The organism is Actinomadura formosensis (assembly GCF_050948385.1).
Taxonomy (GTDB): Bacteria; Actinomycetota; Actinomycetes; order Streptosporangiales; family Streptosporangiaceae; genus Spirillospora; species Spirillospora formosensis.
Genome location: NZ_CP192011.1, coordinates 4,967,242 through 4,991,630 on the forward strand (window position 1 = coordinate 4,967,242; position 24,389 = coordinate 4,991,630).

21 protein-coding genes are annotated in these 24,389 nt (G+C 73.1%); 11 read left to right on the plus strand and 10 right to left on the minus strand.

Annotation, left to right across the window (positions count from 1 at the left end; genetic code table 11):
• Nucleotides 1-59 precede the first annotated feature (59 nt).
• The 3 genes from ACQP1N_RS23470 to ACQP1N_RS23480 form a co-directional block, all read right to left on the minus strand.
• Nucleotides 60-434: a VOC family protein gene (locus tag ACQP1N_RS23470; RefSeq protein ID WP_067800446.1), complete on the minus strand. Its 375-nt coding sequence runs from the start codon at nt 432-434 to the stop codon at nt 60-62.
• Nucleotides 435-521: 87 nt separating this feature from the next.
• Nucleotides 522-1,226: a helix-turn-helix transcriptional regulator gene (locus ACQP1N_RS23475; protein ID WP_067800449.1), complete on the minus strand. Its 705-nt coding sequence runs from the start codon at nt 1,224-1,226 to the stop codon at nt 522-524.
• Between the two features lie 118 nt (nt 1,227-1,344).
• Nucleotides 1,345-2,373, minus strand: a complete 1,029-nt coding sequence (locus ACQP1N_RS23480; RefSeq protein WP_067800452.1) for a PHP domain-containing protein — start codon at nt 2,371-2,373, stop codon at nt 1,345-1,347.
• Nucleotides 2,374-2,649: 276 nt separating this feature from the next.
• Here ACQP1N_RS23480 and ACQP1N_RS23485 point away from each other — a divergent pair, with 276 nt between their 5' ends.
• The 6 genes from ACQP1N_RS23485 to ACQP1N_RS23510 all read left to right on the plus strand — a co-directional run bounded on the left by ACQP1N_RS23485 (nt 2,650) and on the right by ACQP1N_RS23510 (nt 8,623).
• The gene (locus ACQP1N_RS23485) at nt 2,650-3,693 is read left to right on the plus strand and encodes an alpha/beta hydrolase (protein ID WP_433226652.1); all 1,044 of its coding nucleotides are present in this window, start codon (nt 2,650-2,652) and stop codon (nt 3,691-3,693) included.
• A gap of 112 nt (nt 3,694-3,805) precedes the next feature.
• Nucleotides 3,806-4,927, plus strand: a complete 1,122-nt coding sequence (locus ACQP1N_RS23490; RefSeq protein ID WP_084263078.1) for a PucR family transcriptional regulator — start codon at nt 3,806-3,808, stop codon at nt 4,925-4,927.
• 121 nt (nt 4,928-5,048) lie between these two features.
• Nucleotides 5,049-5,963 (plus strand): ACP S-malonyltransferase, encoded by a 915-nt coding sequence (locus tag ACQP1N_RS23495; protein ID WP_067800458.1) that lies wholly within the window; start codon nt 5,049-5,051, stop codon nt 5,961-5,963.
• Nucleotides 5,960-6,928: a beta-ketoacyl-ACP synthase III gene (locus tag ACQP1N_RS23500; RefSeq protein ID WP_433226655.1), complete on the plus strand. Its 969-nt coding sequence runs from the start codon at nt 5,960-5,962 to the stop codon at nt 6,926-6,928. The genes ACQP1N_RS23495 and ACQP1N_RS23500 overlap by 4 nt, the downstream gene beginning before the upstream one ends.
• 56 nt (nt 6,929-6,984) lie before the next feature.
• Complete coding sequence (locus tag ACQP1N_RS23505; protein WP_067800465.1) at nt 6,985-7,236, plus strand: acyl carrier protein; 252 nt, start codon at nt 6,985-6,987, stop codon at nt 7,234-7,236.
• A gap of 79 nt (nt 7,237-7,315) precedes the next feature.
• Nucleotides 7,316-8,623 carry a beta-ketoacyl-[acyl-carrier-protein] synthase family protein gene (locus ACQP1N_RS23510; RefSeq protein WP_067800468.1) on the plus strand — a complete coding sequence of 436 codons (1,308 nt, stop codon included), beginning with the start codon at nt 7,316-7,318 and terminating at the stop codon, nt 8,621-8,623.
• Nucleotides 8,624-8,785: 162 nt separating this feature from the next.
• On the opposite strand, the gene ACQP1N_RS23515 is transcribed toward ACQP1N_RS23510, so the two are convergent.
• Nucleotides 8,786-9,280: a DUF3145 domain-containing protein gene (locus ACQP1N_RS23515; RefSeq protein ID WP_067807251.1), complete on the minus strand. Its 495-nt coding sequence runs from the start codon at nt 9,278-9,280 to the stop codon at nt 8,786-8,788.
• Nucleotides 9,281-9,521: 241 nt separating this feature from the next.
• On the opposite strand from ACQP1N_RS23515, the gene ACQP1N_RS23520 reads away from it, so the two are divergent.
• The 4 genes from ACQP1N_RS23520 to ACQP1N_RS23535 all read left to right on the plus strand — a co-directional run bounded on the left by ACQP1N_RS23520 (nt 9,522) and on the right by ACQP1N_RS23535 (nt 14,229).
• Entirely contained in the window at nt 9,522-10,682 is a 1,161-nt protein-coding gene (locus tag ACQP1N_RS23520) for a S8 family peptidase (RefSeq protein ID WP_433226658.1), read from the plus strand.
• 78 nt (nt 10,683-10,760) lie between these two features.
• Nucleotides 10,761-11,285, plus strand: coding sequence for an RNA polymerase sigma factor (locus tag ACQP1N_RS23525; RefSeq protein WP_242608921.1), 525 nt, complete (start codon nt 10,761-10,763; stop codon nt 11,283-11,285).
• Nucleotides 11,282-11,731, plus strand: coding sequence for a hypothetical protein (locus tag ACQP1N_RS23530; protein WP_067807261.1), 450 nt, complete (start codon nt 11,282-11,284; stop codon nt 11,729-11,731). The genes ACQP1N_RS23525 and ACQP1N_RS23530 overlap by 4 nt, the downstream gene beginning before the upstream one ends.
• Nucleotides 11,728-14,229: a CHAT domain-containing protein gene (locus tag ACQP1N_RS23535; RefSeq protein ID WP_433226661.1), complete on the plus strand. Its 2,502-nt coding sequence runs from the start codon at nt 11,728-11,730 to the stop codon at nt 14,227-14,229. Before ACQP1N_RS23530 ends, ACQP1N_RS23535 begins: the two co-directional genes overlap by 4 nt.
• Before the next feature lie 11 nt (nt 14,230-14,240).
• On the opposite strand, the gene ACQP1N_RS23540 is transcribed toward ACQP1N_RS23535, so the two are convergent.
• From ACQP1N_RS23540 to ACQP1N_RS23555, 4 genes are all read right to left on the minus strand, one after another.
• Complete coding sequence (locus tag ACQP1N_RS23540; RefSeq protein ID WP_067807264.1) at nt 14,241-15,068, minus strand: sulfurtransferase; 828 nt, start codon at nt 15,066-15,068, stop codon at nt 14,241-14,243.
• 71 nt (nt 15,069-15,139) lie between these two features.
• A complete protein-coding gene (locus tag ACQP1N_RS23545; protein WP_067807273.1) occupies nt 15,140-16,252 on the minus strand; it encodes an alkaline phosphatase family protein in 1,113 nt (370 codons plus the stop codon).
• Between the two features lie 11 nt (nt 16,253-16,263).
• The gene (locus tag ACQP1N_RS23550; protein WP_067807268.1) at nt 16,264-16,845 is read right to left on the minus strand and encodes a DUF5998 family protein; all 582 of its coding nucleotides are present in this window, start codon (nt 16,843-16,845) and stop codon (nt 16,264-16,266) included.
• A gap of 412 nt (nt 16,846-17,257) precedes the next feature.
• Entirely contained in the window at nt 17,258-19,696 is a 2,439-nt protein-coding gene (locus ACQP1N_RS23555; RefSeq protein WP_067807958.1) for a GNAT family N-acetyltransferase, read from the minus strand.
• Nucleotides 19,697-19,864: 168 nt separating this feature from the next.
• Between ACQP1N_RS23555 and ACQP1N_RS23560 the strand changes: the two genes are divergently transcribed.
• Nucleotides 19,865-20,788, plus strand: coding sequence for a carbohydrate kinase family protein (locus ACQP1N_RS23560; protein ID WP_433226664.1), 924 nt, complete (start codon nt 19,865-19,867; stop codon nt 20,786-20,788).
• Between the two features lie 33 nt (nt 20,789-20,821).
• Here the strand turns inward: ACQP1N_RS23560 and ACQP1N_RS23565 are convergent, their stop codons facing one another.
• Together ACQP1N_RS23565 and ACQP1N_RS23570 are read right to left on the minus strand one after the other, a co-directional pair.
• Nucleotides 20,822-21,847, minus strand: coding sequence for a LysR family transcriptional regulator (locus ACQP1N_RS23565; protein ID WP_207394117.1), 1,026 nt, complete (start codon nt 21,845-21,847; stop codon nt 20,822-20,824).
• Between the two features lie 427 nt (nt 21,848-22,274).
• A complete protein-coding gene (locus ACQP1N_RS23570; RefSeq protein WP_067798639.1) occupies nt 22,275-24,353 on the minus strand; it encodes a RecQ family ATP-dependent DNA helicase in 2,079 nt (692 codons plus the stop codon).
• Nucleotides 24,354-24,389 lie beyond the last annotated feature (36 nt).

Consider the following 24,389-nt stretch of genomic DNA (forward strand, 5'->3'; position numbering starts at 1 on the left):
CGGAAAGGGCCCCGAGTCGTCTCGGGGCCCTTTCCCGTGTTCCGGTTTCCGTGCGCCGGTCAGGGGGCCGCGGGGGTGAAGACGCCGAAGCGGTTGCCGGCGGGGTCTTCCAGGTAGGCGAACTTCAGGCCGCTGGAGGCCGTCGCGGCGGGCATGGCGACCTTGCCGCCGTGTTCCTCGGCCTGCGCGCAGGCGGCGTCGACGTCCTCGACCAGCACCAGGAACATGGCGTGGTTCTCCGCCGGGCCCGAGGTGTGGGCGATCCCGCCGCTCGGGCGGTCGGCGCCCGGGTAGCTGATGAGGTCGTAGCCGTCGTCGTCCGGGTCGAGCGCGAACCTCCAGCCGAACATGTCGCCGTAGAAGCGGCGGGCCTCCACCGGCGCATCGGCGCCGACCTGGAACCACGTGACGGTATTGAACGCGGGGACTGTCATGGCCCTCTCCTCTGCCTTCTCAAGCGGTGACGAGAACCAGCGTCGGCGAGGGGCACGACAGCCCTGTGTCGGTGTTTTCCATGTTTCTCACACGAGTTCGAGCGGGCGGACGACGTGGTCGGGCGGCGGCGGGCTCATGTCCTCGAAGCTGCGTTCCGGGGCGGGCTCGTCCAGCAGCGCGGCGCGGCGGACGCGGTCGATGCGGAACACCCGGGCGCCGTCGCGCAGGCGGCACCAGCCGATCAGGTACCAGCGCAGCGAGACGGCGGTGAACGCGACGGGTTCGACGTCGCGTTCGGTCTCGGCGCCGTCGGCGTCGACGTAGCCGAGCCGGACGACGCGGCGGGCGGACATGGCCTCCTCCAGGACGGCCGGGACGGAGGCGGGCTCGCCCGCGTCCGGCGGCGTCACGAAGCGGACCCGCTCGGCCAGTTCGCGGGCCGAGGCGCTGTCGGCCGCCGACATCGCCGCGACGATCTTGTGCAGGGCGGTGCGGGCGGCCCGGGAGTACGGCGAACCGCCCGCCCGGGACAGGGTGATCGCGACGGCCACGGCCTCGGCGGGCGTGAAGTTCATCGGCGGCAGCGTCCGGCTCTTGTCGAGGGTGTAGCCGCCGCCACGGCCCACATCCGCGTAGATCGGCACACCGGCCTGCTGGAGCGCGCCGATGTCGCGTTCGATCGTGCGGACGCTCACCTCGTACCGCGCGGCCAGCTCCCGCGCGCTGAGCCGGCGCGGCGCGCGGGCGCGCAGCTCCTCCACCAGTGCGTACAAGCGGTCGGTGCGGTTCACGCGCCGACCGTACGCGCCGGGTGCGACATTCCGGTCCCGGTCAGGACGCGCGGAGGAAAGCCGCTCATGACGGACGCGACGGTCGCCCCGCACGGGTGCCGGCAGGGGCGGGTGGCCGTCAGAGCTTGGAGCGTGTCCAGGCGACCAGGTCGCCGGCCGGGAGCGTGTTGACGATCCGGGACACAGGGACCCCGCACCGGGCGGCCCGCTCACAGCCGAAGGGCAGCCAGTCGAGCTGGCCCGGCGCGTGGGCGTCGGAGTCGATCGAGAAGCGGCAGCCCGCCTCGACGGCCAGGCGCAGCAGGCGCTTGGGCGGATCGAGGCGTTCCGGACGGGAGTTGATCTCGACGGCGACGTCGTAGGCGGCGCAGGCGTCGAAGACCAGGGCGGCGTCGAACTCCGATTCGGGGCGCAGGCCGCCGCGTTCGCCGCCCGCCTTGACGATGCGCCCGGTGCAGTGGCCGAGGACGTCGACCCGCGGGTTCGCGATCGCGGCGACCATGCGCCTCGTCATCGCGACGCGGTCCATGCGGAGCTTGGAGTGGACGCTCGCGACGACGACGTCCAGCCGTTCCAGCAGGTCGGGGTCCTGGTCGAGGGTCCCGTCCTCCAGGATGTCGACCTCGATGCCCGTCAGGATGCGGAACGGCGCCAGGTCCTCGTTCAGCGACGCCACGATGTCGAGCTGGCGGCGGAGACGGTCCGCCGAGAGGCCGCCTGCGATCTTCAGGCGCGGCGAATGGTCGGTCAGCGCGAGGTATTCGTGGCCGAGGGAGCGGGCGGCCTCGGCCATCTCCTCGATCGGCGACCCGCCGTCCGACCAGTCGCTGTGGGTGTGCAGGTCGCCCTTCAGCGCGGCGCGCAGCGCGGCCGTGGACTCCTCCGGCGGCTCGCCCTCGGTCGCCTCCAGGCGCCGCAGGTAGACGGGGGTCTCGCCGCGCAGCGCCTCCTCGATGACCAGCGCGGTGACCTTGCCGATGCCGGGCAGGGCGGTCAGTGTGCCGGCACGGGCGCGGCCGGCGAGTTCGCCGGGGGAGGTCCGCTCGGCGAGGGCGGCGGCCGTGCGGAACGCCCGGACGCGGTAGGTCGGCTCCTGGGCGCGCTCCAGGAGGAACGCGATCCGGCGCAGCGCTTCGACGGGCTCCACGCCTCGCACCGTACCCGGGTCCGGCCGCACCCCGGTTCGACCAGGGCGTGGGGCGGGCCTGCTTCGGCGCGGACCCCGCCGGCCCGGCGAACCCCGGAAGGCCCACCACTCACGTTGGGTAACCTGCAAGGGTTGCACTCCGTGCCGAACCGGCCGGAATGGCTCATGGTGCGCATTCCGTGACCGACCGGCAGGTCGCACGGCCGTGCTCGCCGCGATCCGGGCCCTGGCCGCCCGGTTCGGACGCGGGCCGTCCCACCCGCACAAAGATCTTGGATGGTAGACATACCCACGATGCCGCCGCACCGCACGATTCCGGGGACACCCTCCCGGCGGCCGCGCCTCCGGCGGCTGCGGAAGGCTCTGGCCGGTACCGCGTCCATCGGCGTGATCATGATGACCACGGCCGGGACCGGCCACGCCGACCCCTACGCCGCGCCGGTCGCCGTCCCCACGATGGCGCCCTCGACGCTGGACGTCCGGTACACCGCCGAACGCCAGTCCATCGAGAAGGCCCTGAAGACGGCGCAGGCGGTCGGCGACGTCGACCGCGGGAAGGCGCTCGGGGCGTTCCTCCAGCCCGGACGCCGTTTCCTCTACTTCGACCCACGCGGCCGCGGGCGCGCCATCGAGGTCATCGGCGACCTCACCAGGGCACGGCGTGTCGCGGTGCTCGTCCCGGGTGCGGACACCACGCTGTCGGCGTTCGACAACCGCGGCGACAAACCGTGGTCGACACCGGGGGGCGGCGCGCGCGCCGTCTACGCACAGGCTGGTTCCATGTCGCCGAGCCCGGGGCTGGCGGTCGTCGCCTGGCTCGGATATGCGGCGCCCAAGACGTTCAGCAGTGACGTCCTCACAGATGAACGAGCCTCCGAAGGCGCCGGGCAGTTGAGTCGCTTCCTGAAGGGCGTTCATCGAGTCAACCCCGGCGCGAGCGTGAGTCTGCTCTGCCACAGCTACGGATCGGTGGTCTGCGGCCGTGCCGCATTGGACAGCCACCACAGCGCGGCCTGGCGGAAGGTCACCGACATCGCCCTCTACGGCAGTCCAGGGACGACGGCACTATCGGCCTCCAAGCTGAGCAGCACGGCCCGTATCTGGGCGGGACGGGGGTCCACGGACTGGATGGAGGACGTCCCCCACGTGCGCATCTTCGGGCTCGGGCTCGGTGCGGACCCGGTGTCGTCCTCGTTCGGCGCGCGGGTCTTCGACGCCGGTTCCGGCGGCCACAGCGACTACCTCGCCCCCGGCTCGACCTCCCTGCGCAACCTCACCGGCATCGCGCTCGGCGGTGTCGCAGGCGTCACACCCGGCTGACTCTTTCGCCACTTGAGGCCGGGTCACCTTGGGGTGATGGCACTCTGGGGTGGTGAACAGCGCGAACGAGGCCGAAATCCGCGAGCAGACCACCCGGCGCCTGGAGAAGGCGATGGGGACGTTCGGCACCGCGGCCCTGAGCAGCATGGAGGAGCAGCTCCCCTGGTTCCGGCGGATGCCCGCCGACCAGCGCTCCTGGATCGGACTCGTCGCCCAGGCCGGCATAGCCGCGTTCGTCGAATGGTTCAAGAACAACGAGAAGACGCGCCCGGCCATCGCCGGCGAGGTGTTCGGCACCGCGCCCCGCGAACTGCTGCGCTCCATCAAGCTGCACCACACCATCGACATGGTCCGCGTCATCATCGAGGTGGTGGAGACCCGGCTGGACGAACTGGCCGCGCCCGGTGGCGAGGCCCAGCTCCGCGAGGCCATCCTCCGCTACACGCGGGACGTGGCGTTCGGCGCCGCCCAGGTCTACGCGCGCGCCGCCGAGACACGCGCCGCTTGGGACGCCCGGCTGGAAGCCCTCGTCGTCAACGCGGTGCTCCGCGGCGAGGTCGATGACGGCATGCACTCCTGGGCCGCCGCCCTCGGCTGGAGCTCCAAGCCCGTCACCGTCATCGCCGGCTTCACCCCGGAGGACGAGGAGCCCGAGGTCACCATCGACCAGATGCAACGGGCCTCACGCCGCGCGCGCGCCGACGTGCTGGCCGGCGTCCAAGGGCACCGCGTCATCGTCATCGTGGGCGGCGACACCGACCCCATGGAGGCGGCCCGGCCCATCGCCGCCAAGTGCGGGCCCGGACCCGTCGTCGTCGGCCCGCAGGTCACCGACCTCTACGGCTCCACACACTCGGCGAAGGCCGCCGTCGCCGGGCTGCGCGCCGCCACCGGATGGCCGGACGCGCCCCGCCCCGTCCAGGCGACCGAACTGCTCCCCGAACGCGCTCTCGACGGCGACGAGGACGCACGCCGCTACCTGGTCGAAAGCGTCTACAACCCGATGCTCGCCGCCGGTGCCCCCCTCCTCGACACGCTCACCACCTACCTCGAACAGGGCTCGTCGCTGGAGGCCACGGCGCGGCTGCTGTTCGTCCATCCCAACACCGTCCGCTACCGTCTCCGCCGCGTCACCGAACTGACCGGCCTGGCCCCCACCGACGGCCGCAACGCCTTCACCCTCCGGATCGCCCTGGTCCTCGGCCGTTTCGAGACCCGCTCCGCCTACGGATGACGGATTGGCAGGTGTGCCGCCTCTGAGCGGCCGCATCTTGTAGGGGTCGTACAAAGCGTTCGGACAAAGTTCGTGGTGATCGGTATCGAGTCCACGCGGCATTGACGGCAGGCTGGACGCTGTGATTCTCCTCGCATCGCCCGGCCAGGGCGCCCAGACCCCAGGCTTTCTGCAGCCATGGCTAGAGATACCCGGAGTCGCCGACCGCCTCGCCTGGTGGTCTGCGGTCACCGGGATCGACCTGGTCAGGTACGGGACCGAGGCGGACGCCGAGGAGATTCGCGACACCGCCATCGCCCAGCCGCTGCTGGTCGCCGCCGCGCTCGCCGCCTACGAGGTCCTCTACGGGGAGACGGTGCCGGGCGCGGTCGCCGGGCACAGCGTCGGTGAACTGGCCGCCGCCGCGATCGCCGGGGTGCTGTCCCCGGAGGCCGCGCTGGTCCTCGTCCGGGAGCGGGGACGGGCGATGGCCGAGGCCGCCGCGATCACCGAGACCGGCATGACCGCGGTCCTCGGCGGGGATCCCGAGGAGGTCCTCACCGTGATCGACAAGCACGGGCTCACCCCCGCGAACGTCAACGGCGCCGGCCAGATCGTCGCCGCCGGGACGATGGAACGGCTTGCGGCGTTCGCCGACGAACCGCCCGCAAAGGCGCGGCTCCGTCCGCTGTCGGTCGCGGGCGCGTTCCACACCGAGCACATGGAGCCCGCGGTCGAGACGCTCCGCCGGCTCGCGGCCGGCGCCCCCGTCGCCGACCCGAGGACGAAGCTGCTGCAGAACCGCGACGGCGCCGTGGTCGAGGACGGACGCGACTTCGTGGCACGGCTCGTCGACCAGGTCAGCGCCCCCGTCCGCTGGGACTCGTGCATGGCCGCCATGCGGGACCTCGGCGTCACCGCGATCATCGAGCTGCCGCCCGCCGGGACGCTGACCGGCCTCGCCCGCCGCGAGCTGAAGGGCGTCGAGCTGGTCGCCCTCAAGACCCCCGCGGACCTCGACAAGGCCCGCGAGCTGATCAAGGCGGACGCGGCATGAGCGCCGCGCTCCAGATCCCCCAGGCGACCGCCGGCGCCCGCATCCTGGCGTTCGGGGACTACCGCCCGGCCCGCGTCGTCACCAACGACGAGCTGGCCGGGATGGTCGACACCAACGACGAGTGGATCCGCAGCCGCGTCGGCATCTCCGAACGCCGCATCGCGGGTGAGGACGAGGGCGTCGTCGAACTCGGCGTGCACGCGGGCGGCAAGGCCCTCGCCAACAGCGGCCTCGCCCCGTCCGACATCGACCTCGTGATCCTCGCGACGTGCTCGGCGGAGTCGCCGATGCCGTGCAACGCCACGATCGTCGCGCACCGCCTCGGCATCGACGCGCCCGGCGCGTTCGACCTCAACGCCGCCTGCGCCGGCTTCTGCTACGCCCTCGCCACCGCCAGCGCCGCCGTCCGCGCCGGCAGCGCCCGCAACGTGCTGGTGATCGGGTCGGAGAAGATGTCCCAGTGGGTCGACTGGACCGACCGCTCCACCTGCATCATCTTCGCCGACGGAGCGGGCGCGGCGGTCGTCACCGGCAGCGACTCCCCCGGCATCGGCCCGGTCGTGTGGGGCAGCGCCGGCGACAAGGCCGACAAGATCATCATTGATGACCGGCACTCGTTCATCCGGCAGGAGGGGCAGGCGGTGTTCCGCTGGGCCACCACCGCGATCGCCCCGGTCGCGCTCCAGGCGTGCGAGCGCGCCGGGATCAAGCCGGAGGACCTCGCCGCCGTCGTCCCGCACCAGGCCAACCTGCGCATCATCGAGGCCATCGCCCGCAAGATGAAGGCCACCAACGCCATCGTGGCCGACGACATCGTGCACTCGGGCAACACTTCGGGAGCCTCCATCCCGCTGGCCCTGTCCCGCATGATCGAGCGCGGCGACGTACCGTCCGGTGCCCCGGCCCTGCTGGTCGGATTCGGCGCCGGACTGTCCTACGCTGCCCAAGTCATCCAGATCCCGTAGGCCGTCACGCCTGCTCGCAGGCTCTGGACCAACCCACCGAAGGAGAACGCAGAACCATGGCAGTCGCCACCGAACAGCAGATCCTGGACGGCCTCGCCGAGATCATCGACGACATCGTCGGCATCGACAAGGCCGAGGTGACCCCGGAGAAGAACTTCATCGACGACCTCGACATCGACTCGCTGTCGATGGTGGAGATCGCCGTGGCCGCCCAGGACCAGTTCGGCGTCGAGATCCCCGACGACGAGCTGCGCAACCTGAAGACGGTCCAGGACGTCATCAACTTCGTCCAGAAACTCCAGAGCTAGAACCGCGGGTCCGGCGCGCCGCCGACCGGCGGCGGCGCGCCGGACCTCCACACCTCACAGTCCGCAAGGAGCATCCACCATGAGCCAGAGCCAGACCAGAGTCGTTGTGACGGGTCTCGGTGCAACGACCCCTCTCGGCGGAGACCTCCCGTCGACCTGGTCCGCCCTGCTCGCCGGCGAGTCCGGAGTCCGCAAGCTGGACTGGGAGGACGTCGAGAACCTGCCGGTCCGCTTCGCCGGGACGCTGAAGGTCCAGCCGTCCGAGGTGATGCCGAAGCAGATACTGCGCCGCCTCGACCGCAACCAGGCGATCGCGCTGATCTCCGCACGCGAGGCGTGGACGGACGCCGGGTTCGCCCCGTCCACCGGCGGCAAGCCGCAGAAGGGCATGGAGCGGGCCGGCGTGGACGGCGGCTTCGTCGTGGACGGCGAGCGCCTCGGCGTCGTGTTCTCCAGCGGCATCGGCGGCCTGCACACCGCGCTCAACAGCTACGACGTGTACAAGGAGAAGGGCTGGGCGCGGGTCTCGCCCTTCACCGTCCCGATGCTGATGCCGAACGGCGCGTCCGGGCACGTCGGCATCGAGTTCGGCGCGATGGCCGGCTCGCACGCCCTGGTCAGCGCCTGCGCGTCCAGCGGCGAGGCCGTCGGCTACGCCATCGACATGATCCGCGCGGGCCGCGCCGACGTGGTGATCTGCGGCGGCACCGAATCGTGCATCCACCCGCTGCAGATGGCGTCGTTCGGTTCCATGCGCGCGATGTCGACCCGCAACGACGAGCCGGAGCGCGCGTCCCGGCCCTACGACAAGAACCGCGACGGGTTCGTCCTCGGCGAGGGCGCCGCCGCGATGATCCTGGAGTCGGAGGAGCACGCCCGCGCCCGCGGCGCCCGGATCCACGGCATCGCGGCCGGCTGCGGCTACTCCGGCGACGCCTACGACATCGTGCTGCCCGACCCGTCCGGCGCCGGGCAGGCCAAGGCGATGCAGCGCGCCCTCAAGGACGCCGGGCTGGAGCCCGCCGACATCGTGCACATCAACGCGCACGCCACCTCCACCCCCGCCGGCGACGTGGCCGAACTCGCCTCGATCAAGGCGGGCCTCGGCGAGGAGGCCGCCCGCCAGGTCGCCATCACCGCCACCAAGTCGATGACCGGGCACCTGCTCGGCGGCGCCGGCGCGCTGGAGTCGGTCTTCACGATCCTCGCGCTGAAGGAGGGCCTCATCCCCTTCGTCGCCAACCTGGAGGACATCGACGACGAGGCCGACCTGGACATCGTGCGGGACGAGCCGCGCAAGCTCCCGGACGGCCCCGCCGCGGCGCTCAACAACTCGTTCGGCTTCGGCGGCCACAACGTCTCGGTCGCCTTCCAGCGCGCCCTCTGATCGTCCGGCGCACGCGAACGGCCCGGCGGCCTCTCGGCCTGCCGGGCCGTTTCTCGTTGTCCCGCGGCGGGCGCCCGGCGCGTGGAACGCGGCCGGGGGCGGCCGTGCGGCCGCCGGCCCGCAGCGCGCTCGCGGGGGGCGGGCACGCTCCGGGCCGGCGGCTCAGACGGCGGCGTGGAGCCAGCGGACGGGGGCGCCGTCGCCGGCCCTGCGGAAGGGCTCCAGTTCGTTGTCCCACGGGGTGCCGAGGAGGCGTTCGAGCTCCTGATCCAGCGTGACCTTGCCGAGGGCGGCGTTGGCCATGGCGGAACGGAGCCGGTCCTCGGGGATCATGATGTCGCCGTTGGCTCCGATGACGCCGGAGAACACCCCGAGGGACGGGGTGAAGCTGAACCGGACGCCGTCGCTGCCGGGCGTCGGGTCCTCGGTGACCTCGAACCGCACGAGTTTCCAATTTCGCAGCGCGGAGGTGATGCCCGCGGCGGTGCCGGGCCTGCCCTCCCAATGAAGCTCCGCGCGCAACGTTCCCGGCGCGGCCGCCTGATCCGCCCATTCAAGGGAAACGGGCACGCCGAGAACACCTGCGGCGGCCCACTCGATGTGCGGGCTCAGCGCAGGCGGCGCAGAGTGGACGTAGAAGACGCCACGTGCGGTCACCGGACCTCCTGGATCTGTACCGAGGCTCGTCTTCCCCTACGGCCTCGTACGTCCCAAGTCGGCTTCCGCGTCCCTCATTGTGCATCATCGGCACGTCTCGCACCACCGGGAGACCACGGTTTATCGACCGCTTGACCATACGATGCGCGGCGGTCACCGGGGTTGAACGACAAGATAGGCGTTCACGGTCCCCTGCGAGGCAAAAGTGTCCGAGGCCGTGACCCGGCGAGAGCGAGGACCGATGTTAGATCAGCAGGCACGGCTGGAGCGGGTGCTGGCACGCCACCCGGACGCGACGGTGGTGGAGCCGCTGCCGGGACGGCCGGCACTGATCCGCCGGGACGAGATCCTGGTCACCGGGCCGGATGCCGGAGCCGCCGAGGACCTCGTCCGGCGCTGGTACGACTCGCGGCAGGACGGGTCCGGTGTCACGCGGATCCGGCTGCGCGCCCCCGCGAAGGTGGACGTGTGCGAACTCACGGCCCTGCTCGGCACGGGCGGGCGGCATCGCCGGCTGAACGCGGCGCCGAACCATCTCGTCCTCGGTCAGCCGATGTGGTGGAGCGGGCCCGCGGACCTGCCCCGCCCGGCGGCTCCCCTGCCCGCGCCGCGGGCCGCCGCGGCGCGCCGGGAGGTGACGGTCGCGATCCTGGACACGGGCCTGTCGCCGCACCCCTGGTACGCGGACGCCGGCTGGTACCGCGAGCAGCGCGACGAGGTCGCGGAGGTCCTGGACGCCGACCTGGACTTCGAACTGGACGCGCAGGCCGGCCACGGCACGTTCATCGCGGGCGTCGTGCTGACCCGGGCGCCGGCGGCGCGGCTGCGGGCCCGCCGGGTCATCGGCGGCGACGGGGTCGGCGACGAACTGGAGGTGATCCGGGCACTGGAGTGGCTCGCGGAGTGGGGCCGGGCGGACATCGTGAACATCTCGCTCGGCTGCCACACCTACGACGACCGTCCCTCGCCGGTGCTCGCGCGGGCGGTCGCCGCGCTCGGCCGCCGGACGGTCGTGGTGGCGTGCGCGGGCAACGCGGCGACCGACCGCCCGTTCTGGCCCGCCGCGATGAAGCCGGTCGTCGGCGTCGCGGCGCTGGACGGCGATGACCGGGCCTGGTTCTCCAACCACGGCTGGTGGGTGGACGCGTGCGCGCAGGGTGTCGATGTGACCGGCACGTTCGTGTCGTTCGACGGCGTGCGACCGCCCGTGAACGGCATCGATCCCGACCTGTTCGAGGGGTTCGCGACATGGAGCGGGACGTCGTTCGCGGCGCCCGCGGTCGCGGGACGCATCGCCGCCCGCGCGGCCGCGGACGGCGTCGACGCGGTCACGGCGGCCGACCGCGTGCTCGATCCGATCGCGCATCCCGTCCTCCCGGATCTGGGCGTGGTCGTCGATTAGCCGAAAACCACCGAACGTCAGCGTCCGATGGCTTAGAGTTAGCCGCCGATGGCGGGGGGCCTCGGGAGGAGGACTTCGGTGGCCCAAGGGGACGGAACGGACGAGCTGGTGGTCCGGGCACGCGAGGGCGACGGTGACGCGTGGGCCCGGCTGGTCGAGCGGCACAGCGCGCTGCTGTGGTCGATCGCCCGCTCACACGGATTGAACGAGGCCGACTCCGGTGACGTGGTGCAGACCACGTGGCTGCGGCTGGTGGAGCGGATCGACGGGCTGCGCGATCCGGCCGCGACCGGGTGCTGGCTGGCCACGACGGCGCGGAACGAGAGCCTGCGGCTGGTGCGGCGGCGCAGCCGCGACGTGCCGCTGGTGCCGGCGCCGCGGCGGCCGGAGCCCGGCCCCGACCGGGTGGTCGCGGCGCGTGAGCGGCTCGGCCGGGTCGGGGCCGCGCTGGACACGCTGCCGCACCGCTGCCGGACGCTGCTGCGGCTGTTCGCGCTGGCGCCGACGCACGCCGAACTCGCCGCCGCGCTCGGCATCCCGGTGGGCAGCGTCGCCCCGACCCGGGCGCGGTGCCTGGAGGCGCTGCGGAGGCTCGTCCCGTGAACGACGACGAGCTGATCTCCGGCGTCCGGGACGCGTTCGAGATCCTGGACCCGGTGCCGCCGGACGTGCTGGCGGCGGCGCGCGCGTCGATCGCGTGGCGGACGCCGTCCGCGACGCTGGCGGAACTGTCCCACGACCGGGCCGGGCGGACGGCGGCCGGGGTGCGCGGCGGGACGGGCCGGACGCTGACGTTCACCTGCCCCGGCTCGACCGTGGAGATCGAGGTCGCCGAGCAGGGCCGGCACCGGGAGATCACCGGGCGGCTCGTTCCGGCCGCGGCGGCGGTGGTCGAGGTCCGGCATCGGGACCTGCCGCCGGACGGGCTCACGTCGCGGGCCGGGCCCGCCGGGCTGTTCCGCGTTCTCCGCGTCCCGCAGGGCCCGGTCAGCCTGGTGTTCCGGCTGGAGGACGGCACGTCGATCGTCACGAGCTGGATCCGGCTGTGACCGGGCGGGACGAGCGTTCCCTGCTGCGGATGGCGGCGACGGACCCGGCGACCGCCTTCACCCGGGCGCTGCACCTGCTGGAGGACGGCGGCGGGGTCGTCGCGCTGCGGGTGGCCGGGCTGGCGGCCAAGGAACTGGGGCGGCTGGAGGAGGGCCTCGGTTTCCTGAACCGCGCCCTGGAACTGGCCGAGGGCTATGCGGCGGCCCAGGTGCGGATGAACCTCGTCGGCCTGCTCACCGCGCGCGGTGATGTCACCGGGGCGCTCACCCGTGCGCGGGAGGCGGAGACCGTTCTGCACGGTGCCGACGCAGACCGGCTGGCCGCGAACAAGGCATGCGCTCTGGCTCGCGCCGGGCGGCTGGACGAGGCACGCGAAGTGGCGGCGCACGCATTGCCTCGCCTACGCCAAGGCAACGAGCCGGTCGTTCTCAACGGCCTGCTCACCAACCTTGGTCTTGCGCTGGCCTTCCGTGGCGATTACGACGATGCCGAGGAGGCCCTGGCGGAGGCCGCTGACGTCGGTGAGGCCGCCGGGTTGCGTCATCAGACGGCCATGTCGAAGGGCAATCTGGCCTTTGTGGTGTCGCGGCGCGGGGACGTCCCGCGCGCGCTTCGGCTCTTCGCCGAGGCCGAACCCGGCCTGACCGGCGAGCGCCTGGCCCAGTGCCGGTTCGACCAGGCGGAGACCCTCATCATGGCCGGTCTGCCGGGTGAGGCACGTCCCGTCCTGACCGCCGCCTTGGAATCGGCCATGGCGAACGGGTACGCATGCGATGTCGCGGACGGTTTCCTCCTCCTCGCCCACGCCGAACTGGCCGACGGCAATCCCGAGCAGGCGACGGAGGCGGCCGAACACGCCCGCACCACGTTCGCCGCGCAGGAACGCACCGGATGGATGCTGCTGGCCGAGCATGTCCTGCTGAAGGCCAGGTGGGCCTGCGGTGAACGATCCACCGTCCTGCTCAGTTCGGCCGTCGCCACGGCGGAACGGCTGGAAACCGGCGGCTGGCCGCATGCCGCCGACGAGGCGCGTATCGTCGCGGCCCGTGTCGCGCTGACCCTGGGCAGGCCGGCCGGGCACCTGCTGTCCGCCGTCGGACGTGCACGCGGCCCCGCGTACACCCAGATCGCCGCATGGCATGCCCTGGCCCTCGAACGCGCGGCACGTGACGACCGTGAGGGCGCGGTGGAGGCCGTCAGTTCCGGGCTCCAGGTGACCGAAGAGCACGCAGAGGTGCTCGGCGCGCTCGACCTGCGTGCGCGCGCGGCGGGATTCGCCTCCGAACTGGCCGGGTTCGGGCTCGGCCTGGCCGGTTCGGCGCGGGAACTGCTCGCCGTGGAGGAACGGCGGCGGGCGATCGCGCGTCCGGTCCGGGTCCGTCCGCCCCGGGATCTGGAGCGCGCCGCCGCGCTGGCCGCGCTCCGCGCCCTCAGCGCCGGCCACACGGCCGACACCGCGCAGGGCGGTGCGCCGTCCGCGCTCTCGGCGGACCTGGCGGAGTTGGAGGCACGGGTCCGCTCCCGGACGCGCCGCCGTCCGCCCGGCGCGTCCCCGCCCCGGCCCGCCGAGGCGGCCGAGCTCACCGCGGCACTCGGCGACCGCGCCCTCGTCGAGATGATCGCGATCGGTGGTGAGCTGCACGCCGTCACCGTCGCGGGCGGCCGGACCGAACGCCGTCATCTCGGGGAATGCGGCTACATGGGCGAGCAGACCGGCCTCCTCCGGTTCGCCGCCCGCCGCCTCGCCGAGACGGACGACCCACAGGCGCTCGCCGCCCTGGCCGACACGGCCGGGCGCCTCGACCACCTGCTGCTCGGTCCGCTGGGCCTCGGCGACCGCGAGCTCGTCATCGCCCCGACCGGCGCGCTGCACGGGTTGCCCTGGGCCGTATTCCCGTCGCTGTCCGGACGCCCGTTCACGATCGTCCCGTCCGCGGGCGCCTGGCTCCACGCCCGCGCGGCCGCTCCGCCGGACGGGCACACCGTTCTCGTGGCGGGCCCCGGCCTCGATCACGCCGAGCGCGAGATCGCCGCCCTGCACCGCCTCCACCCGCGGGCCGTCGTCCTGGACGGCGCCGACGCGCGCGCGGAACCCGTCCGGGACGCCCTCGACGGCGCGGCCCTCGCCCACATCGCCGCCCACGGCGAGTTCCGCGAGGGCAACGCGCTGTTCTCCCGGCTGCGCCTCACCGGCGGCCCGCTGATGGTGTACGACCTCGACGAGCTGACCGTCCCGCCGCACCTGATCGTCCTGTCCGCCTGCGACGTCGGCCGCGCCGACGAGGGCGACGCCGTCCTCGGCATGGCCGGCGCCCTGCTCGCCCTCGGCACCGCCACGGTGATCGCCAGCGTCACCCCCGTCCGGGACGAGGCGACGCCGGAGTTCATGTCCGCCTTCCACACCGCCGTCGCGTCCGGCCAGAGCCCGTCCCGGGCCCTCGCCGCACTCCCCCGCACCCCGGCGACGGCCGGTTTCCTGGCGATGGGTGCCGGCTGATGCCCCGCGGGTCAGCTCTCGCCGGTGGCTATCGGGTTGGACGGGTCGGTCACCCAGTTCGACCAGGAGCCGACATAGAGGGCGGCGGGGATGCCGGCGAGGTTCAGGGCGAGGATCTCGTGGGCGGCGGTGACACCGGAACCGCAGTAGGCGCCGACGTCGAGCGCGTCGGTGACGCCGAGCTTGGCGAAGCGCTCGCGCAGCAGCCCGGGCGGCAGGAAACGGCCGTCCACGCCGACGTTGCCGGACGTGGGAGCGTTCCGGGCCCCCGGAATGTGCCCGGCGACGGGGTCGATCGGCTCCTGCTCACCGCGGTACCGCTCGGCGGCACGGGCGTCGAGCAGGACGCCCGCCCGGGCCAGCTCTCCGGCGCCCTCCGCGTCCAGGACGGGAAGGCGGCCGGGGTTCGCAATGAAATCACCCGGTTTCACCTCGGGTTCGGTGGTGCTCACCGGGTGGCCCGCCTCCGTCCAGGCCCGGTAGCCGCCGTCCAGGACACGGACCCGCTCGTGCCCGAAGTAACGCAGCGACCACCACACACGGGCCGCTGACGTGGAGTCGGCGTCGTCGTAGACCACGACCACGCCGTCCTGCGACACGCCGGCGCGGCGCATGGCCGACTCGAAGGCGACCGGATCGGGAAGGGGATGACGGCCGCCGGGACCGGGCGGCCCGGCCACGTCACGGTCGAGGTCCACGAAGGCGGCGCCGGGCAGGTGTCCCCTGCGGTAGGACTCGATCCCCGGCGGCCCCGCCAGATGCCATCGGACGTCCAGCAGGACCACGGGTGTCCGCCGCAGCAGCCGGTCCAACGCGGACACTTCGATGAGAGGGTGCACACGGCCAGTTTGACCGCCGGTGCCCGGATTAGGGAGAGGCGAATCCTGGTTCATCTCACATCCGCAGGGTGTCAGGGGCGGGACGTGGTGAGCAGCGGGACGAGCTGCTCGGCCGGCACGAGGGAGCCGTGCATGCCGACCATCCGGTCCAGCCACGGCTCACGTTCGGACGCGACGATCGCGAGGTCGGTGCGCGGGACGGCGATGACGTCGCCGATGCGGTCCGCCATCCCGTCGCCGAGGGGACCGAACCAGCCGTCCGCCACGGCCTTCTCGCGCGGGACGACCCAGGCCCGGTCGCCGAGGACGGCCGTCCAGGCGGCGAGCACGTCGTCGTGGGCGCCCGGTTCGCTGTAGACGTAGCGGCAGCGCGCGTCGCCGCCGAGGAGCGCCACGCCGTCCCGCAGCTCGGGGACGGTGTCGGCGTCCACCCGCTCGGACGGGTCGACCATGCCGTGGTCGGCCGTCACATGCAGGGCGGATCCGGGCGGCAGGACGGCCGCGATCTGCTGGACGAGCATGTCCACGAACCGCAACTGGTGGCGCCAGTCGGCGGACCCGGTACCGAAGCGGTGCCCGGTCGCGTCGAGGTCGGCGTGGTACACGGTGACGTACGCGCGGTCGCCCCGGCGCAGCGCCATCTCGGCCCGCCCGACGAGCTGCCCGAGGCCGTCGGCGGCCAGGTAGTCGGCGCCGCGGGCGGTGGCGCGGCTCAGCCCGGAACGCTTGTACCGGCGCAGGGACACGTACCCGACCTCGACGCCGTCCGCCGCCGCCCGCTCGTACGCGGTCGGGACGGGCTGGAACACCGCCGGGTCGGGATCGTCGTCCTTCCAGTGCAGGCAGTTCAGCAGCCGGCCGGAGCCGGGGATCGCGACCTGCAGGCCCAGCAGCCCGTGCCCGCCGGGCGGCACGCCGGTGCCCAGCGAGGCGAGGCTGGTGACGGTCGTCGCCGGGAACCCGGCCGTGATCGGGCCGCCGTCCATCGCGTTCAGGTACGGCGCCTCGTCCGGGTGCGCCCTGAGCTGCTCCCAGCCGAGCCCGTCGACGAGCAGGACGCAGGCGCGCGGCAGGGCGGGCAGGCCCAGCACGTTCACCGCGTCCGGGACGCCCAGCGACGCCAGCACCGAGGGCGGCAGGTCGGCGAGCGCGCCCGTCCCGTACCGGGGGACGGGCGGCTCCATGGCGGGGGCGGTCACTGGGCGGTCGCGGCGGACAGTTCCTCGGCGAACGCCAGCACCTGGGCCACCGCGTCCGCCCCGTCCGCCGCCTCGCTGACCCGCAGCGACAGGTCGTCGGCCGTGACGCTGCCGGTGTAGCCGTGGTCGGCCTCGCAGTTCTCGTCGCCGCACGTCGCCGGCTCAAGGTCGATGTGGGCGATCGCGCCCCAGCCGATGGTCAGCACGACCTCGGTGGGCGGCACGCCCGGCACGTAGGACGCGGGGTCCGGGACGACCCGCGTCACCGCGACCGACTGGACGCGTTCCAGCTTGACGGCCTCGGTGGTGGTGGACGCGTGCGGCTGGGCCATCCCCTCTCCGGGCGGGTGCTCGTCGGTGTGGCACACCAGCAGCCGGGTCGCGGACAGCACGAGCACGGTCACATGCCGCCGCACCTCCATCGCGGGGTCGAACGTCGCCTCGTGGTGAACGACATAGGCGACGACACGCTCGTCGCCGACGGCCGACTCGACCGCGTCCGCGACCAGGGCCGGGTAGTAACCGCTGCGCTCGATCGCCGTGCGCAACCCGCTTGCGGTCGCTCGGGTTTCCCTCATGGCCCCATCCTGCCCTGTCGGGGGGCGGACGCGCACATGACCCGTCCATGCGGGCGGTCATTCGCGCGCGTGCGGGGTAGGGGACGGGCATGGACGAGCATCCCCTGCCGAGCCCGCCGCCGGTGCCGCCGCCCACCCCCGACCCGGCCCCGCCGCCGCAGCCGCCGGTGCCGCCGGAACCGCCTCCCGGCCCCGCCCCGGGACCCGCGCCGCAGCCTCCCGGTCCCGTGCCGCCGGGGCCGTCGCCCGAGCCCGTGCCGCCGGGGCCGCCACCGGAACCCGTGCCGCCCGGTCCCCCGCCGGAGCCGGCACCGCCCGCTCCGCCCCCCGAGCCGATCCCGCCGGAACCCGGCCCCATCCCGCCGACGCCGGAGCCCAGCCCGCCACCGCCTCCCGGCTAGAGGCGGCGCGGCTAGAGGCGGCGCGGCCCCATCTCGGTGCGCGGCCCGAGGGGGCGCTCCAGCGTCAGCCTCGCCGCGCACACCGCCGCGCCGGAGCCGTTCGCCATGACCGGGTTCAGCTCCAGCCGCGCCACCTCGGGAAGGTCGTAGCCGAGCCGGGACGCGCGCAGGAGCAGCCGTTCGAGGGCCGCCACGTGCACGGGCTCGGCGCCGCGGTGGCCGAACAGCAGCGGCGCCGTGCGGATCGCGCGGATCATCTCCGCCGCGTCCACGTCCGCGAGCGGCGACAGCCGGTAGGCGCGGTCGTCGAGCAGGTCGGCGGTCTCCTCGGCGATGCCGAACGAGATCAGCGGGCCGAACGAGCGGTCCTCCCGGACGACGATGCGGGTCGGCACCCCGTCCCCGGCCTCGGCGATCTCGATGCCGTAGCAGGCGAGAAGCTCCGCGGCCCGCTTCGGCGGGACGTCCACCGGGCCGCCGTCGCCCAGCCATTCGGCGACCAGCAGGCGCGCGCGGTCGCGGTCCACGTCGTCGAACACCGGCATGTGGCCGGCGGGCCGCTGCCGCCACTGCGCGTACCGGATCACGTACGCCAGCGCGCGGACGGCGTCCTCCGGCGAGGGGTAGGACGGCACCGAGCCTTCGGCCGGCATCCCGTCCGGCCCGGTGATGCGCAGGTCGGCGGGCACGCCCTCGGTGCCGAGGTACGTCGCGACGATCGGCTTGCCGCTCCCGGCCGCGAGCCGGAGGATCTTCTCCGGGACGCGCACGTCGAAGCCGCCGATCGTCGGCGGCGTGAACAGCGCCACGACCGCGTCGACCGTGTCGTCCGCGAGCGCGGCGGCGAGGGCGGCCTCGTAGTCGTCGGCGTCCGCGCTCGGGCCGAGGTCGAGGCGCGGCCTGACGTCCAGGCCGAGCGCGACGGCCTCGTCCTGCGCCAGCAGGCCCAGCGAGTTCGAGTTGTCGATGACCGCGATGCGGTCGCCCGCCGGGAGCGGCTGGTAGGCCAGCACCTGCGCCACGTCGAACAGTTCCGACAGGTCCTCCACCCGGATCACGCCGGCCTGGTCGAACAGGGCGCTGACCGCGTGGTCGGGCAGGGTCAGCGCGCGCGCCGCGTGCCCGAGCGGGACGCCCTGGGTGCTGCGCCCGCTCTTCACCGCGACGATGGGCTTGCGGCGGCCGAGCCTGCGCGCCAGCCGGGCGAACTTGCGGGGGTTGCCCAGCGACTCCAGGTACAGCAGGACGGCCTTGGTCGCCGGGTCTTCCTCCCAGTACTGCATGAGGTCGTTGCCGGAGACGTCCGCCCGGTTCCCCGCGGAGACGAACGTCGACAGTCCGAGGCCCCGTTCGGCCGCCCGCTGCAGGATCGCGATACCGAGCGCACCGGACTGGGAGAAGAACCCCACTGGGCCTCGTCCCGGCATGGTCGGCGCCAGGGTCGCGTTAAGGCGCACATCCGGGTCGGTGTTGGCGATGCCCAGGCAGTTGGGGCCCACGACACGCATCCCATAGGCGCGTGCGAGGCTCACCAACTGTTCCTGGCTGGCTCGTCCTTCGTCCCCCACCTCGCCGAAGCCGGACGACACGACGACCAGCCCGCGGACCCCCTTGCCCGCGCACTGCTCCACCACCTCGTGGACGGCGTCGGCACGGACGGCGACGACCGCGAGGTCCACATCGTCCGGGATCTCCAGGACGGACGCGTACGCGCGCACCCCCGCCACCGCCACCGCCGACGGATGCACCGGGTAGACGGGCCCGCTGAAGTCCCCCGCCAGCAGGTTGCGGAGGACGGTCTGCCCGACGCTGTGCTCCGCCCGGCTCGCCCCGACCACCGCGACCGACCGGGGGAACAGCAGCCGCTGGATCGACCGGGACTCGGCCCGGTGCTCGCGAGCCGTCATGACCTCCAGCGACGTGTCGGTCGGCTCCAGGTCGAGGACGAGCTCGATCACGCCCTCCTCGAACCGCTGCTCCGCCCGGTAGCCGGCCTCCCGGAACACCCGCGTCATCCGCCGGTTGTCGGGCAGCACGCTCGCCACGAACCGCCGCACGCCCCGCTCCCGCGCGGCCGCCGCGATGTGCTCCAGCAGCACCGCGCCGAGGCCGCGCCCCTGATGCGCGTCCTCCACGAGGAACGCGACCTCCGCCGTCTCCGGCCGCTCGCCCAGCCGGTCGTAGCGGACGACCGCCACCATCTCCCCCGCGATGGTGGCGATCAGCGCGACCCGCCGGTCGTGGTCGACGGTGGTGAAGTGTTCGACATCACGGTCCGACAGCTGCGGGCGCGGCGAGAAGAACCGGTAGTAGATCGACTCCGGGGACAGCCGCTCGTGGAACATGCGCAGCAGGTCGGCGTCATCGGGTCGGATGGGGCGCAGATGGGCCGTCCCGCCGTCGCTCAGGACGACGTCGGCCTCCCACTGATCCGGGTAACGCTCGGTCACGTACCCGAGAGTAAGGCACGGAGCCCCCCGGGGCCCGCGCCGGAAAAACCGGGCTTCCTCGGTTTCGCTGCGCGTTCGAGACCTAATCGGGGCTCAAGAGCTGTTACGGTCGAGCACACGCCCGGAATTGCCGCTCGCGCGGGCCGTGTTGATCGAGGTGATGACTCCATGACGCGCGTGGTCGTGGTCGGCGATCTCATGACAGACACCGTCGCCCGTGCCGCCTACCCCTTGGCCAAGGGGAGCGATACGCCCGCCGCCGTGACGACCCACGGGGGTGGTTCGGGCGCCAACGTGGCCGCCTGGCTCGCCCTGGAGGGGGTCGAGGTCGCGTTCGTCGGCCGCCGCGGCTCCGACATCGCAGGCCGGAACCGGGACATGGAGATGGTGGGGTACGGCGTCGACGCCCGCCTCGTCATGGATCCCGAGCGTCCCACCGGCACCTGTGTGGTGATGGTCACCCACAAGGGTGATCGGACGATGCTGTCCGACCCGGGTGCCAACGGCGCGTTCCTCCCCGAGGACATCGAGCGCTGCAAGGAGCTGTTCGTGCAGGGCATCCACCTGCACCTGTCCGGCTACTCGCTGATCAACGAGGGTTCGCGGCAGGCGGCCATCCACGCGCTGGACCTCGCCCGCAAGGCGAAGATGTCGGTATCGGTGGACGGGGGCTCGTCCTCCCCGCTCAAGCGGATGGGCGCCGAGCCCTTCCTGGAGTGGACGCAGGGCGCCCGCCTCCTCGTCGTCAACGCCAAGGAGGCCGAGATCCTCACCGGCCGCGACACGCCATCGCAGGCCGCCAAGGTCCTGACCGCCTGGTATCCGCAGGTCGTCATCAAGAACGGCGCCGAGGGCGCCCTCTGGTACACCAACGGCCGCCCCGAACCCGTCACCGTCCCCGCCGAGCCCGTCGACAAGATCGTCGACGGCACCGGCGCGGGTGATGCGTTCATCGCCGGGTTCCTTCCGCCCTGGCTGGAGGGCCAGCAGCCCGCCGACGCGCTGACCGCCGGCTGCCGCCTCGCCGCGCGGGCCATGAAGCACCTGGGTGCCCGGCCCACCCTCGCCGTGGTCAACAACCAGATCAAGTAGCGGCGTATCCGCCGCCCCCCGGGGGGCGGCGGATCAGGCGAGGGGTGTGTAGGTGCGGACGTCCTCCTTCACCGCGTCCCAGAGGCGGTTGAGAGGGTGGTCGGCGCCGTAGCGTTCGAGGTCCGCGCGGCGGACGAAGGCTCCCGTCATGAGTTCCGCCTTGGGCTCCAGATCGTCGTGCAGTCCGATGGCGCGGAGCGGCACGGTGGCGGGGTCGTCCTGGGCGGCCATGCCGCGGCCGATCGAGCCGGTGACGATCATGCAGCCGCGGACGAAGCCGGAGCGCAGCAACGACAGGCCGTAATGGACGTCGTCGATGTAGGCGACGACGTTGAGGCGGTCGCGGAAGCCCGGCCCGTACCAGGTGGCGAGCAGATCCGCGACGAGACCGGCCGGCGGCACCACGAGCGGGACACTGCCGAGGCGGCTGGTCTCGACGGGCGTGTCCGGCAGTTCGCTCTCCGGCAGGTTGGTCAGCAGCAGCGCCTGGCCCCGCGCGTACTCGATGACCTCGTACTCCTCCAGGCGCAGGTCGCCCTCGGGGGTGCTGACGATGCTGCCGCAGATGAGGTCGACCTGGCGCGTCTCCAGGCGTGACCACAGGTCCCTGGTGCGGACGTGGGCGACCTTGAACTCGACCTCGCGCTGCCGGAACTCCTCCGAAACGCGGTCCCGGGCCCGGGAGACGATCGGCAGGGTGAACTCGGTGGTGCCGACGGTGAGCATCCGGCCGAGCCGGCGCCGGCTCCAGTGAATGGACTCCAGCCATTTGTCGAACGTCATGCGCGCCAGTTCGACGGTGGCCTCCCCGGTGGGCGTGAACAGGAAGTCCCTGCCGCGGCCCTGCCGGACGGTCAGGACCTCACCGCAGAGAATCTGGCTGTTGCGGTTCAGGATGTCGAGCTGTTTCTGGACGCTCGACTGCTCACGCCCCAGGGCACGCGCGGCCCTCAGCGCGGACCCCGTCTCATGCACCACCAGGAAGGTCCGCAACTGGTCGAACGTCGTGTCGAGCAGCGCCGACGGGCAGTCCAGGAGCGCATCGAGGGTGGGTGACACGGTGAGGGACATTACTACCTGTTCCGCCGTCCCGCGGAAAATGGCCGCACGGCCAGTCCAGCGGGAAATGATGACATTTCCCGCTGAACTTATCTCAAGATGTTCTTGCAAACAACTGGACAGAGTTTTCTAACCTCTAGAACACTTTCTTACGAGCCGCTCCTCGCCGCCGTCACCCGTCCCCTCCAGGACGGCGGCGTTCCCGGGCGCGCCCCGGCGGTGCCGGCCGCCGGGGCCGCCGCCCGGTGCCACGACTCCCGTTCGCCGCGGCCCTTCTCCGCCGCGGCGCCGGGGCAGGACGCCGGCTCGTGCGCGGGGCCGCGCGCACGAGCCGGTCAGATCGTTCCGCCCGCGCCCGCGGGGGCGCGCGGGCGGCACACGATCGCCCCCGGCCGGTTCGTCCGGACGAGCCCGGCCGGGGGCCGGGCTAGTTGGGGGTCGCCAGGGTCAGCGGGAGGACCGTTCCGGCGCCCGCCTGCTTCAGGAGGCGGGTGGCCGCCGTCATGGTCCAGCCGGTCTCCACCCGGTCGTCCACCAGGAGGACGGGGCCCGGGGCGCCCGGGAGGGCGGCGACCAGGTCTTCGGGGACGGCGAGGGCGTGCCAGACGGAGCGGAGGCGTTGGGCGCTGTTGTGACGGCGGGGGACGGGATCGCCCACGGGGGTCAGCTCACCCAGGTACGGGAGGCGGCCTATTTCGGCTATGCGGCGGCCGAAGGTCGTGACCAGGCGGGGACGGGAGCGGGAACCGACGGTGATGACGCCGGTGGGGCGGGCGGGCCAGTCCCAGGCGGCGAGGACCTTCACGACGGCGTCCACCAGGTCGGCGGGGACGTCGGTGTCGGCGGACGCGAACAGGTCGCGGAGGCGGTTGCCCCAGCCGATGTCGGTGAGGCGGCCGAGGGCCCGGCCGGTCTCGGCCTGGAGATCGATGCGACCGGAGACGCCCAGGTCGTCCTTGACGCCGGTGGGCCACATGCGGCGGGGCGCGATGTCGACGCCGGGGCGGTGCAGGCGGTCGCGGGCCTGCGCCGCGCTCTCCCCGGTGACGTCGGTGGGCCAGTGGCGGCCCGTGCAGTTGTCGCAGCGGCCGCAGGGGGCGGCGGCCGGGTCGTCGAGCTGGCGGCGGAGATACTCCTCCCGGCAGGTGGCCGCCGATATGTAGTCGAGCATGGCCCGCTGTTCACGGCGGCGTTCGGCGGTGACGCGCTCATAGCGTTCGCGGTCGTAGACCCAGGGTTCGCCGGTGGACGTCCAGCCGCCCTTGACGCGGCGGACCGCGCCGTCCACGTCCAGGACCTTGAGCATCATCTCCAGACGGGCCCGGTTGAGGTCCACCATCGGTTCGAGCGCGCTCGTGGAGAGCGGGCGGCCGGCCGTTTCCAGCACGTCGAGGGTGCTGCGGACGAGGGGTTCCGGCGGGAACGCCAGACCGGCGAAGTAGGCCCAGATGTCACGGTCCTCCCGGCCGGGGAGCAGGATGACCTCGGCGCGGTCGACACCGCGGCCGGCCCGTCCGATCTGCTGGTAGTAGGCCACCGGCGACTGCGGGGCGCCGACATGGACGATGAAACCGAGATCGGGTTTGTCGAAGCCCATGCCGAGGGCGCTGGTGGCGACGAGCGCCTTGAGCTTGTTGTCCTGGAGGTCCTGTTCGGCCTGGAGTCGCTCGGCCTGCTCGGTCTGACCGGAGTAGGCGGCGACCTCGTGGCCCCGGTCGCGCAGGTAGCCGGTGATCTCGTGGGCGGCGGCGACGGTGAGCGTGTAGATGATGCCGGAGCCCGGCAGGTCGGCGAGGCGCTCCCCCAGCCAGGCGATGCGCTGCTCGGCGGTGGGCAGCGTGGCGACGGCGAGGCGCAGCGACTCGCGTTCGAGCGGGCCGCGCAGGACGAGGGCGTCGTCGCCGGCGAGCTGCTCGGCGACGTCCTGGGTGACGCGGGCGTTGGCGGTCGCGGTGGTGGCGAGCACCGGGACGCCCGGCGGCAGCTCGGCCAGCAGGGTGCGCAGCCGCCGGTAGTCGGGGCGGAAGTCGTGGCCCCAGTCGGAGATGCAGTGCGCCTCGTCGACGACGACCAGCCCGGCGCCGGCGGCGAGCCTGGGCAGGACGAGGTCGCGGAAGTCGGGGTTGTTGAGCCGTTCGGGGCTCACCAGCAGGACGTCCACCTCGCCTGCCTCGACCTCGGCGAAGATCTGCTCCCAGTCGCCGGTGTTGGAGGAGTTGATCGTGCGGGCGTGGATGCCGGCGCGCACGGCGGCCTCGATCTGGTTGCGCATCAGCGCCAGCAGCGGCGAGACGATCACGGTGGGGCCGGCGCCGCGCTCGCGGAGCAGCCGGGTCGCCACGAAGTAGACGGCGGACTTGCCCCAGCCCGTGCGCTGCACGACCAGGGCGCGGCGGCGTTCGACGACGAGCGCGCTGATCGCCGTCCACTGGTCGTCGCGGAGCCGCGCGTGGTCGCCGGCGAGGGCGCGCAGGCAGCGCTCGGCATCGTCCCGGAGAGTGCTCATGCGTCCTTGGTACCAGCGGCATGGAAGACGCCGCAC